Annotated in this window: 14 protein-coding genes and 1 pseudogene; 8 read left to right on the top strand and 7 right to left on the bottom strand. The window is 41.9% G+C overall.

What is annotated here, in order from left to right:
- A pseudogene (locus tag AABK37_RS18400) lies at positions 1–1,040 on the top strand (WD40 repeat domain-containing protein); the annotation flags it as partial.
- 24 nt (positions 1,041–1,064) lie between these two features.
- Here AABK37_RS18400 and AABK37_RS18395 read toward each other — a convergent pair.
- Positions 1,065–1,187 (bottom strand): hypothetical protein, encoded by a 123-nt coding sequence (locus AABK37_RS18395; protein ID WP_432552988.1) that lies wholly within the window; start codon positions 1,185–1,187, stop codon positions 1,065–1,067.
- A gap of 74 nt (positions 1,188–1,261) precedes the next feature.
- On the opposite strand from AABK37_RS18395, the gene AABK37_RS18390 reads away from it, so the two are divergent.
- The 5 genes from AABK37_RS18390 (at position 1,262) to AABK37_RS18370 (ending at position 3,215) form a co-directional block, all read left to right on the top strand.
- On the top strand, positions 1,262–1,636 hold the full coding sequence (locus AABK37_RS18390) for a hypothetical protein (protein WP_432552987.1): 375 nt from the start codon (positions 1,262–1,264) through the stop codon (positions 1,634–1,636).
- A 39-nt stretch (positions 1,637–1,675) separates the two neighbouring features.
- Positions 1,676–2,125 (top strand): type II toxin-antitoxin system VapC family toxin, encoded by a 450-nt coding sequence (locus AABK37_RS18385; RefSeq protein WP_432552986.1) that lies wholly within the window; start codon positions 1,676–1,678, stop codon positions 2,123–2,125.
- Between the two features lie 13 nt (positions 2,126–2,138).
- A complete protein-coding gene (locus AABK37_RS18380; protein WP_432552985.1) occupies positions 2,139–2,408 on the top strand; it encodes a hypothetical protein in 270 nt (89 codons plus the stop codon).
- 247 nt (positions 2,409–2,655) lie between these two features.
- Positions 2,656–2,925 carry a prevent-host-death protein gene (locus AABK37_RS18375; RefSeq protein ID WP_432552984.1) on the top strand — a complete coding sequence of 90 codons (270 nt, stop codon included), beginning with the start codon at positions 2,656–2,658 and terminating at the stop codon, positions 2,923–2,925.
- Between the two features lie 8 nt (positions 2,926–2,933).
- On the top strand, positions 2,934–3,215 hold the full coding sequence (locus AABK37_RS18370; RefSeq protein WP_432552983.1) for a type II toxin-antitoxin system RelE family toxin: 282 nt from the start codon (positions 2,934–2,936) through the stop codon (positions 3,213–3,215).
- 226 nt (positions 3,216–3,441) lie between these two features.
- On the opposite strand, the gene AABK37_RS18365 is transcribed toward AABK37_RS18370, so the two are convergent.
- The 6 genes from AABK37_RS18365 to AABK37_RS18340 form a co-directional block, all read right to left on the bottom strand.
- The gene (locus tag AABK37_RS18365) at positions 3,442–3,705 is read right to left on the bottom strand and encodes a BrnA antitoxin family protein (protein WP_432552982.1); all 264 of its coding nucleotides are present in this window, start codon (positions 3,703–3,705) and stop codon (positions 3,442–3,444) included.
- 282 nt (positions 3,706–3,987) lie between these two features.
- Positions 3,988–5,577, bottom strand: coding sequence for a B12-binding domain-containing radical SAM protein (locus AABK37_RS18360; RefSeq protein ID WP_432552981.1), 1,590 nt, complete (start codon positions 5,575–5,577; stop codon positions 3,988–3,990).
- 248 nt (positions 5,578–5,825) lie between these two features.
- Positions 5,826–6,794 carry an NAD-dependent epimerase/dehydratase family protein gene (locus AABK37_RS18355; RefSeq protein WP_432552980.1) on the bottom strand — a complete coding sequence of 323 codons (969 nt, stop codon included), beginning with the start codon at positions 6,792–6,794 and terminating at the stop codon, positions 5,826–5,828.
- A 257-nt stretch (positions 6,795–7,051) separates the two neighbouring features.
- Positions 7,052–8,062, bottom strand: coding sequence for an NmrA/HSCARG family protein (locus AABK37_RS18350; RefSeq protein ID WP_432552979.1), 1,011 nt, complete (start codon positions 8,060–8,062; stop codon positions 7,052–7,054).
- 366 nt (positions 8,063–8,428) lie between these two features.
- The gene (gene hemE / locus AABK37_RS18345; protein ID WP_432552978.1) at positions 8,429–9,487 is read right to left on the bottom strand and encodes a uroporphyrinogen decarboxylase; all 1,059 of its coding nucleotides are present in this window, start codon (positions 9,485–9,487) and stop codon (positions 8,429–8,431) included.
- A gap of 67 nt (positions 9,488–9,554) precedes the next feature.
- The gene (locus tag AABK37_RS18340) at positions 9,555–9,716 is read right to left on the bottom strand and encodes a hypothetical protein (RefSeq protein WP_432552977.1); all 162 of its coding nucleotides are present in this window, start codon (positions 9,714–9,716) and stop codon (positions 9,555–9,557) included.
- A gap of 23 nt (positions 9,717–9,739) precedes the next feature.
- On the opposite strand from AABK37_RS18340, the gene AABK37_RS18335 reads away from it, so the two are divergent.
- Both AABK37_RS18335 and AABK37_RS18330 read left to right on the top strand, forming a co-directional pair.
- Entirely contained in the window at positions 9,740–10,486 is a 747-nt protein-coding gene (locus AABK37_RS18335; protein ID WP_432552976.1) for a hypothetical protein, read from the top strand.
- 43 nt (positions 10,487–10,529) lie between these two features.
- Positions 10,530–12,596 (top strand): S9 family peptidase, encoded by a 2,067-nt coding sequence (locus AABK37_RS18330; RefSeq protein ID WP_432552975.1) that lies wholly within the window; start codon positions 10,530–10,532, stop codon positions 12,594–12,596.
- Positions 12,597–12,762: the final 166 nt, after the last annotated feature.

Here is a 12,762-nt window from a genome sequence, read left to right as displayed (position 1 = left end):
GTCCCGACGGCAAAACCTTAGCTTCTGCAAGTAATGACAAGACTATCAAATTGTGGAATCTCGCCACTGGTAAAGAAATTGCCTCTCTGACTGGGCATCAAGAAAGCGTCAGCAGCGTCGTCTTTAGTCCCGACGGCAAAACCTTAGCTTCTGCAAGTTGGGACAACACCATCAAATTGTGGAATCTCGCCACAAGAAAAGAAATTGCCTCTCTGACTGGGCATCAATATTGGTTCAACAGCGTTGCTTTTAGTCCCGACGGCAAAACCTTAGCTTCTGGGATTTGGGACAAGACCATCAAATTGTGGAATCTCGCCACAAGAAAAGAAATTGCCTCCCTGACTGGTCATCAAGAAAGCGTCAACAGCGTCGTCTTTAGTCCCGACAGCAAAACCTTAGCTTCTGCAAGTAATGACAAGACCATCAAATTGTGGAATCTCGCCACAAGAAAAGAAATTGCCTCCCTGACTGGTCATCAAGAAAGCGTCAACAGCGTCGTCTTTAGTCCCGACAGCAAAACCTTAGCTTCTGCAAGTAATGACAAGACCATCAAATTGTGGAATCTCGCCACAAGAAAAGAAATTGCCTCCCTGACTGGTCATCAAAGTTATGTCAACAGCGTCGCTTTTAGTCCCGACGGCAAAACCTTAGCTTCTGCGAGTTGGGACAAGACCATCAAATTGTGGAATGTCGCTACGGGTAAAGAAATTGCCTCCCTGACTGGTCATCAAAGTTATGTCAACAGCGTCGCTTTTAGTCCCGACGGCAAAACCTTAGCTTCTGCGAGTTGGGACAAGACCATCAAATTGTGGAATGTCGCTACGGGTAAAGAAATTGCCTCCCTGACTGGTCATCAAAGTTATGTCAACAGCGTCGCTTTTAGTCCCGACGGCAAAACCTTAGCTTCTGCAAGTTTGGACAAGACCATCAAATTGTGGAGTTTAGATTTAGATGATTTACTAACGCAGGGTTGCAACTATCTCAAAGATTATCTCGCTACCCGCGATCAGGTGCGTCAGGAAATTTGTCCGAATCAATGAAGGAAGGGGAAAGAGTGCGATGGGTCAACCGCCACCTTTGGCGATAAGCGTTTTGGTGTTTTGGTTTGGAATGCGATCGCGTTTGTTGGGTTGATGGGGGAGAGTGCGATCGCATTTGTTAGGGTTTGTGGGAAAGTGCGATCGCATTTGTGATGTTGTGAAAGCGCTACAATAAATGCAACTTCATTTACAATTAAAGAAAATATACGTAAACAATCGTTATGAATTCCTTCTCATCTGTAACACCACAAATTAAAAACCAAGACAATAGCGAAGTATTAGTAAACGTTATTGTTAAACAAGGTAGTGATGGGAGAACAATTGCGATCGTTCCAGGTATACCAGAACTACAAGTAGAAGCAAGCGATAAAGCAACAGCCCTAAGCCAAATTCAGCAACGACTAGAAACCCATTTAGCAGGAGCAGAAATTGTTTCTTTACCTGTAAAATTGCCATCTCTTGAGCGGAAAAATCCTTGGTTAGAAATGGCTGGAGTTTTTAAAGATGACCCACAATTTGAACAAATGCTCGAAGCTATTGAAAACTATCGACACGAATTAGATAAAACTATAGAAGATAATTTATCGCAAGAGTAGGATTATATTTGCTTAGGTATAAATCAGATGACGCGATGGGTGCTTGATACTGATCATATTTCCCTACTACAACGAGGTAATCCAGTTGTTATTAGTAAAATAGCTACTATTAACTCCTTAAAAATATCAGTAACAGTTATAACTATTGTTGAACAAATGTACGGTCGTTTAGATGTTATCAAGCGAGCAAAATCAAAACAAGAATTAGTTACAGCTTATGCTTTATTGAAAGAAACATTTAATCGGTTATGTCAAGGGAATATTCTTGATTTTGATGAAGCCGCATTTGATATTTATAACGAATTACGTGCAGCAAAAATTCGTATTGGTACACAAGACTTAAGAATTGCAGCCATTGCACTTTCTGTCAGTGCTACAGTGGTAACGCGCAACCGTAAAGATTTAGTTCAAAGTTCCTGGTTTGAAAATTGTGGATTGGTCGATACCTTAAGATTTTTCACGATTAGCAACCCAGCTAAGTCAAATTAGGAGTTCTCAAAATATGCAAAAGTCAAAAGTCTTTGTAGATTTCCATAACGCTGATGTTCAAGGTCGCTTACGCCTTAATTGTATTGGTACGATTGAGGATTTAGCTCATCAGAAAATTTGGTTGCAAAATGGTCAAGAAATAACGCTTTATAGCGAAGATTTAGAAGTAGATGGAATTGTTCAATATTCTACAACAGAAAATCTGTGGGTAGCCGTTATTGATTGGGACAACATAAAAGAGAAACAAGATGTGTTGGTAAAAGAAGACGAAGTTGTTATTTAAAAAAAGAGACTCACATTAAACATTATATTCCAGCGCATAAAGCGCTCGCATTTAGGTTAGTTTGGAGAGAATGCGATAAGCTTCGCTTAAGCCTTCGGCTATCGCGTTTAGTAGAAGTTGAAGGATTTATGCGATGCGGAAGCCGCCACCTCCGGTGAACGCGTAAATTTGAATATTTTTTAGCAACTAAAAATATTAATGATGTACTTGTTATAATCACTTGATAAGCATTTAGGAAAGCTTGAAAATGCGCCAATTTCGCCTTGGAGACATCCAAAATCCCCACAGTGATGCTTTAGAACAAGCTGCGACGGAACCAATCGTACTGACAAGTGAATCACAAGCTAGCTATGTAATTATGTCGGTGGAAAATTATGAGCAATTAATAAATCGAATTGCTCAATTAGAAGATTTAATTTTAGGTCAACAAGCACAAATGGCTGTAGCTAATTCTCAAATGGTTGGTTCGGAGATTTTTACCGCAGAACTTGAACGTTTAGCAGCGCTTGATGACTAATTCATAGTATGGCAAAGTTAGACGGTTTAGAGACAGTTCTCGATTTTCTCAAAGGTTTACAACCTAAAATAGCTGCCCAAATAGCGAAAAAAGTAATGTCGCTGAATGTTGACCCCTTACCCGCAGATTATAAAGAATTAACTGGTTATCCAGGATACTATCGCGTAGATTCCGGAGAATACCGTATTGTTTACCGCTTTGATGTAGATGCAGATTTGGTGGAGGTGATTTTAGTCGGTAAACGTAACGACGATGAAGTGTATAAGCAACTCAAACGTTTACTAGGTTAGAGATTTTCAGAGTGAAGCTTGCGCGACGAGAGTCATTCGCGTTTTGGTTGTTTCGGAGAGAATGCGAAGCTTGCGCGACGAAAGTCGTTCGCGTTTTGGTTAGTTTGGTTTGGAGTGCGATGTCTAACGACAAGCCGCTGTGCGTCTACGCATTTTGGTTGTTTTGGAGAGAGTGCGATACGGCTACGCATTTGTGATGTTGGGATTTGTGCGATTATCCTACTCATTAACCCGCATATTTATCTGACTCAATTCTTCGCGCACAACTCGCCGTAAAATTTCCTCGCTCATGTTCCCGACGCTGTTGCACATATTCACGCAACGCATTATTTATCAAAGTCTGATAGTTTCCACCACCCGCAAGATGAACTTGTTCGCGAAACCAGGTCAAAATATCATCATCTAAGCGTATTGTAATCCTTGTTTTACCTTCGGCTGTAGGCTCAATAGCTCCACGTTTACCTTGACTAAAATCATACTCAGTATCCATGATTTATTCCTCTTCCTCATACTGATCATGTTTCGCTTCTCCAATCTGCCTGAGTGCAGTTTTATAATCTTCAAGCGGCATAATATCGTTTCACAGTTCCAATCGTGATGTAAAGTATGGAGGGCGATCGCTCTTTATCGAAAGCATGATTGCGGATAAAATACCCTACAGGCTATAAGCCTGATGCTATACGAACAGAGCTTACCTGCGTGGGCTAAAAATTGTAGCCTGCGGAGGCAGGCTTTGTTTGTATAGCCGCACCCTTCTAGGGTGTCGGTGCTTTTATTTAGATGCTACTGCCTCAACTTTTGCCTCAATCGCCTGATACGGCTTTTCTGCACCTTGGGCTAAATACTCAGCTAACTGAGATTCAATTTGATCGCGCACAATTTGGCGATATTCAAAGAAATGTTCGATATGAGCGCAAGCAGAGAGGTAATGCTCTAAAGCTCTTGGGTTACGCTTGATAATGCTAAACAAATGATGCCAGAATTTCCAGCGAGTTTCGCGTTTGATTCCTTGTCGCCAGATAATAATTAGAAATGCTTTCACAAGCACCAATTCTGGCATCTTCGCAGGTCGTGTCCAACTCGGACCACCCATCATCAGAAAGCAGCGATAGGTGCGGTCTAAATATTTAACAGGGTCGTATAAAGCACAAAACGCTTCAATGTATTCTCTGGCAATATCTTCTAGAGGACGGGTGGCGATAAAGTTCATCAAGGTAGTTTGATTGATGTTGCCGTCTTGGTTTTCGCGCAGTCGTCCTTCTTTTTTCAGGCGATGCCACAAAGCTGTATTGGGTAGCGCTTGCAACATCGCGAAGGTAGTAGAGGGAATCGCCGCTTGTTCGGCAAAACGGACAATGCGATCGCCTGCACCTGCTTTTTCGCCATCAAAGCCGATAATAAACCCAGCCATCGGGCGCAATCCAGCTTTAATAATGGTTTGTACTGCATCAGTTAGCGAACTGCGAGTATTTTGAAACTTTTTCGTTAGTTGCAGACTGTCTTCATCTGGTGTTTCAATTCCCAAAAATACAGCAGCGAAACCGCACTCAACCATCAACTCCATCAATTCTGGATCTTGCGCTAAATCAATTGAAGCTTCGGTGTCAAACGCGAAGGGATACTGATGTTCTGCCATCCAAACTTTTAACTCTTTCAGCAACAATTTAACGTTACGTTTGTTGCCGATAAAGTTGTCATCCACCATGAACACACCACGGCGCCAACCCAACTTATAAAGGTAATCTAATTCTGCTAAAAGTTGTGCTGGTGTTTTAGTACGCGGTTTGCGACCATAAAGAACAATGATGTCACAAAATTCGCATTGAAAAGGGCAACCCCGCGAAAACTGAACTGACATCATGTCATAAGCATCAAATTCTAGTAAATCGAAGCGGGGTATCGGTGTAGATGTTACATCCGGTTTTTCGGTAGCGCGAAAAACGCCTGATGTTTCTCCTCGCTTAATTGCATCGATAAACATTGGCAGAGTAATTTCTCCTTCATCGAGAATGAGAAAATCTGCGCCTACTTTCTCAACTTCGTGGGGTACGGAAGTTGGGTAAGGACCACCCACCGCAACTAATTTACCACGTCTTTTTGCTTCTTGAATTTGGTCGAGTAAATCTGCTTTTTGCACAATCATAGCGGAGAATATTACTATATCCGCCCATGCCCATTCTTCTTCAGTTGCGGTGCGAATGTTGCGATCTACAAGTTTGAATTCCCATTCTTGCGGCAAAATCGCTGCTACTGTTACTAAACCTAAAGGTGGTAATAAAACCTTGCGATTAACTAATTCCAAGATTTTTTCGTATGACCAAAAGGTTTTGGGAAATATAGGATACACTAGTAAAATTCGCATGTAGTAGAAATCCTCACGTTATGGTTATTTTTTTAACTGTAATTAATGTAGCTAAAACTCAGAGTAATTGACTGGTTGTTAGTTTTATTTTGTTTTAACAATGATTTATGAGACGTATTAGCGATCGCCTGGTTCCTTATTTATATATATTGGTATGATTTGTTACTAGTAAAATATTGCTCCCTCAGGCTGGAAGCCTGGGGCTATACGAACCAAGCCTGCGAAGGCAGGCTGAATTGAGATTATTTTTACACAGAATTGGTGTTAGCAGGTTTAACACCACTAATTTTCAAAACATCGCTCATGGTGGCGCAGTAATTTGGTAAGCCGAAAGTAGCGGGATTAATGGCATTTTTGTAAATAAAATGGCGATAATTCATGCAAAATCGACTCCAAGCATCCATTTGAATGCGAAATACAGCGATTATCACATTAGCTAGCGATAAAGATAAGGGAATGCGAAAGATTATTTTTTTACCAAGATAAGCGCAAACATCTTCAATTGCTTTATTTACTGTTAACTGCGTTTGACCTAAAACCAATTTTCGCGATTGATTTTCTTTCGGTGGATTATCTATTAAATATCGCACGACTGTGGCAATATCTCGCCCGTGAATAAAGTGGAAACTACCGTCTACTTGCAAAAAACGAATTAAATCAACATATTTTGTAACTTCTAAAATTCCTGGAGAAATATGAGAATAAGGTTTGTCAGTTTCGCCACCTAAAACTAAAGTCGGAAAAACTGTGGTAACTTTGGGTGCGATCGCTAATTTCGGTACTTTATGTAAACATTCGTATTTAGACTTAACATAATCTATCCCTATTTCCCCAGCTTCCTTTAATGGTTGTTCGTTGCGACCCAAAACGCTAGCGGTAGAAAAATAAATCACCTGTTCGCATCTATCTGGATCTAACAAACTCATTAATTCTAGAGTTTTGTCTACATTAATCTTAAATGTGTTGTCTCCACCCCAAGCCGTCGCCGTTAACACCGCAGTATCAATTGTTTTCAGCAAGTCTGCAAACAAGCTAATTTCTTGCATATCACCTTGCAAAATTGTGATACCAGGACGTGCTTGAGTATCTACTTGCAGTTTACTTGGGTTTCTCACCAGCAAATACAACTCGTGATTCGTCTCTTTAATTAAAGCTTCGCTTAGGTAGTGTCCTACACAGCCACTTGCACCAGTTACTAAAATCCGCTTCTGGCTCATAAATATTTTTTAGATTGTAGTTGTTAAATAGCTTAACTATTTTGAATGCATATCTAGCAATTAACAACTACAACAACTTACTCACCAGGTCGGGACATAATAGACATCGACCACTCTTTTATTATGCGTTATCTGAAATTCTTGTAGAGACGTAGCACTGCTACGTCTCTAGATTACCAATACCGACGTTATAAGTGCCAGCAGTGTTGAAAGTTTGACACTTTAATATAGCCTGTTGCACTTGCAGGGCGATCGCCTTACTTGCTTCCGGTCATGGCATCTTTCTGCACTTGTGATGGTTCACCTCGCCAGCCTGTTTTCTTCACCCACTGCTCAAAAGTCATTAAATCAGGGTGAATTTTTCGCAGCGATTCGCGATCGCGTGGCATTCCGTACTCGATGCAAAAACGCAGCATGTTGATCACATCATGCACATTTGTCAATCCAAGCGCCGCATATTCTTCTAAAGTCATCGGACGGTACTCGGCAGGAACGCCAGATACGCGCTCAAGGGTGGCGGCGATTTCTTGGAATGTCAAACTATCACTACCGATCGGCAGCGTTCGACCACCCCACTCGTCTGGATGGGCAAACACATAAGCAGTAAAGAAGGCAATATCATCGAGTGCCACCATTGACCATTGTGCATCCGCTAAGGGTAGCCGGAAAATAACGCCTTCACGACCATCGCTTAATGTTCCTTGTTCGGGCACAGCAAATTGCTTGACATTCTCGATATAAGGAAGCGTCACAAGCACTGTGACATGTCGCGAATACCAACCATCGGCTTCTTGACGCATAAATTCGTCGGATCGTCGCCAGTTAATTTCATGCTCGACCGCTGCTTTTGCATCAAAGTGGGGAACCGGGATACGACCGTGTGAGAGTGTGACACACGAATCGAGTGAGGAATAGACAAAGTGCTGCACTCCCGCTTGGCGGGCTGCTTCTAGCATTTGTAATCCTTGTTCGCGTTCAGTCGTCACCATGCAATCTTGCCAAAAATTCGTGTTGCAAAATACTCCATAGATTCCTGACATTGCGGCTGCAACACTGGCGGGATCGTTGGTATCTCCTTTGACGAGTTCAACTCGGTTTCCGTTCGCTCCCATTTCTAAAAGTTCTTGAGCATGAGAGCTTTCGGGGTTTCGAGTCAAGGCACGGATGCGCCAGTTGTTTTCATCCGCTAGCAGACGGCGAACAATCGGGCGTCCCATCGCTCCTGTAGCTCCAATAACAAGAATTGTGCGTGCTGTTTGTTCAGGCATAATAATTTTTATTTCGCTTTTATGTGAAATTCTTAATTCTTGGTACAGACGTTCCGGCGGAACGTCTCTACAAAGGCGGGTTTTAATGTTATAATAATTTGTCAAAATTTACAATTTATACTTCAAATCAGCAACGCCAGAATTTTTATTGGTAACTTTATTCTGCAAAAAAGCTTTATAGGTCTTGAATCAATGCTTTAGATTATTCTTCGGTAGTGAAATGTTTACAGAAGCGCCATTAATTAGATTAATTGACCGAAGATTCTAGCAATAGTAATTAGTGAAGATAATCGCTAATGGATAATCGTTAATAACTAATCGCATCACCATTAGTCATTAACAATTACCCATTAGCGACAAAGAACGTTAAGTAACCGCTGTTAAACTCAGTTGTTTTGCTGTTTCAAAGAAGAAAGCGACATTTTCTTCTGGGGTTGTGGGTAGCACACCATGACCAAGGTTGAGAATATGACCCCAATTACCAGCTTTGCGAACGGTATCATAAATGCGATCGCGAATAAATGCTTTGGAACCAAACAGCACACCCGGATCGAGATTTCCTTGCACTTTGACTTCTTTGCCCAATCTTGCCCGTGCATCTGCCATGTCTACTGCCCAGTCTACAGTGACAATATCCGCACCGGATTTTCCCATTCTTTCCAGCACACCTGCACTACCGCTAACTAGCAGAATTAATGGTGTATCTGGATGAGTTTGCTTGACTTGCTCAAACACTCTTTGTTGATAGGGCAAAGCAAAAACGTCATAATCTTGGGGGCTGAGTTGACCCGCCCAAGAATCGAACATTTGTACTACTTGAGCGCCGCAGTCAATTTGGTAGCGGGCATAAATAGCGATCGCATCCGCAAATTTTGCCAGCAATTGATGCAAAACTGTGGGATCGGAGAACGCCATATTTTTAATTACGGAATAGGTTTTAGAACCTTTTCCTTCCACAGCATAAGCTGCTAAAGTCCACGGTGCTCCGACAAAGCCCAACACCGTTGATTGATTGTTGACTTCAGCACGCAACGCCTGCAAAATTGTTTTAATAAATGGCAGGGATGCTTCTGGTTCTAAAGGACGCAATTGATCGATTTGGGCTTGAGAGCGCAGGGGTGATTGAATAATTGGACCTTTGCCTTCTGCAATGTCCATTTCAATACCCAAACCAGGTAGAGGCGTGACAATATCGGAAAATAGAATTACTCCATCGGGCTGGAAAGCTCGCCAAGGTTGTAAAGAAATTTCAATCGCTACTTCGGGAATTTCCGAGCGATCGCGAAACGAAGGATACTTTTCGCGTAAATCTCGATACGCTTTCATATATCGTCCAGCTTGACGCATCATCCATACTGGAGGACGATCTAACACTTCACCACGAGCAGCTCGTAGGAGATGAGGAGCGCTTAAGGAAACACCCATTTAACACTTCATCCTAAGTCGTTTTTTTATGCCACTGTTTAGCTTATCATTCTCGGATTACGCTTTTTCAGGAGCTTGCCGGAAAAGAGGAGGGGGGGAGGGGGAGATGGGGAGAGGGGGAGTGGGGAGTGGGGAGTGGGGAATGGGGAGTAGAATAAATTTTTCCACCTGTAGGGGTGGGGTTCCCCCACCCTTCCCCATTACCCATTACCAATTCCCAATTCCCCATTCCCAATTCCCAATTCCCCAGATATGCAAACGGATAATTCTGATTTTACCTTGACTTCAAACGATTCTCAGCGGCAATTGCTTTTGATACCGCGATCGCAGCGCCAAAGCTTCTTTATCCAATTTTCGATTTTGACGCTTTTAGGATGGGTGGTAGGTGGAATTGCCAGCATTGCTTTAGAAAAAACTATTGTCGAAAGGATACCACCAAGCATTTTCCAGCAACATCTGACGTGGTATTCTTTGGGTAAAAGCTTCAGCAGTGATTTAATTTTTGCCTTAATTTTTGGCGCAGATCAAGCGATCGTCGTGCGGCAATATGTATCCGGTTGGTTGTGGCTGCTGGCTACCAGTTTCGGTTGGCTGATTGCCAATAGCGTTTCTACAGCGTGGATAAGCTACATTAGTGCGATCGCTGCATCGTCAAATTTAATATCTCCTAATCAAACTGTTATTTTGGGCATTTTGTCAACTTTTTTATATATTCTTTCTGGCATTTGGCTGGGGTTTTGCCAATTTCTTGTATTGCGACGTTACACAAAAGATGCTTGGTGGTGGACTTTTTTACCCTCAGTTTCATTTTTCTTCATCAGTATCTCGATTTGGTTGCTAACGAAAGTGCAAGATTTTATTCCCGAAGCAAACCAGACTCAGATATTGTATTTGAGTGGACAAGGGTTAACTGCGGTGATTCTGGGAGTTGTACCTGCCATTGGGTTGTGTCGGCTGAAAAAATCGCGCCACACTAATGGTATTTCTAGTTCATCATAACTAGGAGTGTAATTGCTGCACATTGAGATCGAGGTAAAAAAATATGAATAAAGATAACCGTTTACAACATATTGTGAACCCACCGATTGCTGAGAAACAACCGCAAGTTTTGGAGTTACACGGCGATCGGCGAATTGACGATTACTTTTGGCTGCGCGATATCGACAACAATAAGGCGATCGCTTATCTGGAAGCCGAAAACGCTTATACTGAAAGCATGATGCAACATACTGAAGCTTTGCAAACAAAGCTTTATGATGAGATGTTGGCGCGGATTCAAGAAACTGACTTATCAGTGCCATTCCGCAAAGATGATTATTACTATTATTCTCGCACCGAAGAAGGAAAAGCTTACCCGATTCACTGTCGCAAAAAAGGTAGTCTCGACGCAACAGAAGAAGTGCTTCTAGACCAAAATGAACTAGCACAAGGGCATGAATTTTTCAGCTTAGGTGTATTTCAAATCAGTCCCAATCATCAAATCTTAGCTTATTCAACTGATACTAGCGGTTCGGAACAATACACCCTTTTCTTTCTTGACTTGAACACATTTGAGTTGTATTCCGAAACTATACCGGAAACTTACTTCTCTTTAACTTGGGGAAACGATAACCAGACAGTATTTTACACCAAAATCAACGCGGCAAATCGTCCTTATCAACTATTTCGCCATACTTTACAAACACCGACAACTGAAGATGTTTTAATTTACCACGAGCCTGATGATACTTACAATTTAGACTTGGGAAAAACCCGAAGTGAAGCATACATCTTGATGATTTTGCATAGCAGCATCACCACGGAAATTCATTATTTAGATGCGAATAATCCTACAGGTTATTTTCAGATAATTCATCCACGCACTACAGGCATGGAATACGATGTTGAACATCACAGCGATTATTTTTACATCGTTACTAACGATGAAGCAACCAACTTTAAATTGGTGAAAACCCCCATAGCAACGCCGAATAAAGAAAATTGGCAAACTGTAATTCCCCATCGCGAAGATGTGATGCTATCAGGAGTAAGTTTGTTTGCCAATCATTTGGTAATTTCTGAAAGAAAAGCGGGATTGCAAACTGCAAGAGTGCAAAACTTATCTACAAGTAGGGAAAGTAATATTACTTTTCCAGAACCTACATATACCTTTTATGAAGGAAATAACCCAGAATTTAACACAAATATTCTCCGCTTCAATTACACATCTTTAATCACACCGTTATCTGTGTTTGATTACGACATGGAAACAGATAAGCGAGAGTTGAAAAAAGAAACGGAAGTTCTCGGTGGATATGATAAAAGCCACTATAAAAGTGAGTGGCTGATGGCTACGGCGAAAGATGGAACGCAAATCCCCATATCTATTGTTTATAAACAAGGAATCAACAAAGATGGGCAAAATCCCTTGTTTCTTACAGGATATGGTTCTTACGGTTATTCTTACCCGGTAACGTTTTCATCAACTCGATTAACGCTGCTAGATCGGGGAATGGTGTATGCGATCGCTCATATTCGCGGTGGCGAAGAAATGGGACGAAAATGGTATGAAGACGGTAAATTTTTGCAGAAAAAAAATACCTTTACAGATTTTATCGCCTGTGCAGAATATTTGATTGGCGAAAAATGGACACAAAGCGATCGCCTAGTTATTTCCGGGGGTAGCGCAGGTGGTTTATTGATGGGTGCAGTCATAAATATGCGTCCCGATCTTTTCAAGGTAGTAGTTGCTGATGTCCCATTTGTAGATGTCGTGACTACTATTTTAGATACTTCATTGCCTCTTTCGGCGATGGAATGGGAAGAATGGGGCAATCCCAACGACAAAGTTTATTACGACTACATGAAATCTTACTCGCCTTATGATAACGTTGAGGCGAAAGATTACCCAGATATACTCATCACTGCGGGCTTAAATGATTCTCGCGTGAAATATTGGGAACCAGCCAAATGGACAGCAAAATTAAGAGAATTGAAGACAGATAACAATATTCTCTTACTCAAAACTAACATGAGCGCCGGACATGGCGGTGCATCTGGGCGTTATGAAAGCTTAAAAGAATTAGCTTTTGATTACGCCTTTATTTTGGATAGGTTGGGATTGGGATAGAAAGACAAGGAGGACAAGGAGGACAAGGAGGACAAGGAGGACAGGGAGACAAGGAGACAAGGGGACAAGGGGAGCCAGCGCGTTGCGGAGGTCCCCTCCGTTGTAGCGACTGGCGTGGACAAGGGGACAAAAAGAATAATTCTTTCTCCCCATCTCCCCCTCTCCC

The sequence above is a fragment of the Tolypothrix sp. VBCCA 56010 genome, from assembly GCF_050875635.1.
GTDB lineage: Bacteria > Cyanobacteriota > Cyanobacteriia > Cyanobacteriales > Nostocaceae > Hassallia.
Note: the sequence above shows the minus strand (reverse complement) of the source record. Positions and strands in the feature narration are given on the sequence as shown.

Coding starts and splice junctions, on each gene's coding strand:
- AABK37_RS18395 (WP_432552988.1), bottom strand. CDS start 1,187: ATGCGATCGCACTTTCCCACAAACCCTAACAAATGCGATCGCACTCTC.
- AABK37_RS18390 (WP_432552987.1), top strand. CDS start 1,262: ATGAATTCCTTCTCATCTGTAACACCACAAATTAAAAACCAAGACAAT.
- AABK37_RS18380 (WP_432552985.1), top strand. CDS start 2,139: ATGCAAAAGTCAAAAGTCTTTGTAGATTTCCATAACGCTGATGTTCAA.
- AABK37_RS18375 (WP_432552984.1), top strand. CDS start 2,656: ATGCGCCAATTTCGCCTTGGAGACATCCAAAATCCCCACAGTGATGCT.
- AABK37_RS18370 (WP_432552983.1), top strand. CDS start 2,934: ATGGCAAAGTTAGACGGTTTAGAGACAGTTCTCGATTTTCTCAAAGGT.
- AABK37_RS18365 (WP_432552982.1), bottom strand. CDS start 3,705: ATGGATACTGAGTATGATTTTAGTCAAGGTAAACGTGGAGCTATTGAG.
- AABK37_RS18360 (WP_432552981.1), bottom strand. CDS start 5,577: ATGCGAATTTTACTAGTGTATCCTATATTTCCCAAAACCTTTTGGTCA.
- AABK37_RS18355 (WP_432552980.1), bottom strand. CDS start 6,794: ATGAGCCAGAAGCGGATTTTAGTAACTGGTGCAAGTGGCTGTGTAGGA.
- AABK37_RS18350 (WP_432552979.1), bottom strand. CDS start 8,062: ATGCCTGAACAAACAGCACGCACAATTCTTGTTATTGGAGCTACAGGA.
- hemE (WP_432552978.1), bottom strand. CDS start 9,487: ATGGGTGTTTCCTTAAGCGCTCCTCATCTCCTACGAGCTGCTCGTGGT.
- AABK37_RS18340 (WP_432552977.1), bottom strand. CDS start 9,716: ATGGGGAATTGGGAATTGGTAATGGGTAATGGGGAAGGGTGGGGGAAC.
- AABK37_RS18335 (WP_432552976.1), top strand. CDS start 9,740: ATGCAAACGGATAATTCTGATTTTACCTTGACTTCAAACGATTCTCAG.
- AABK37_RS18330 (WP_432552975.1), top strand. CDS start 10,530: ATGAATAAAGATAACCGTTTACAACATATTGTGAACCCACCGATTGCT.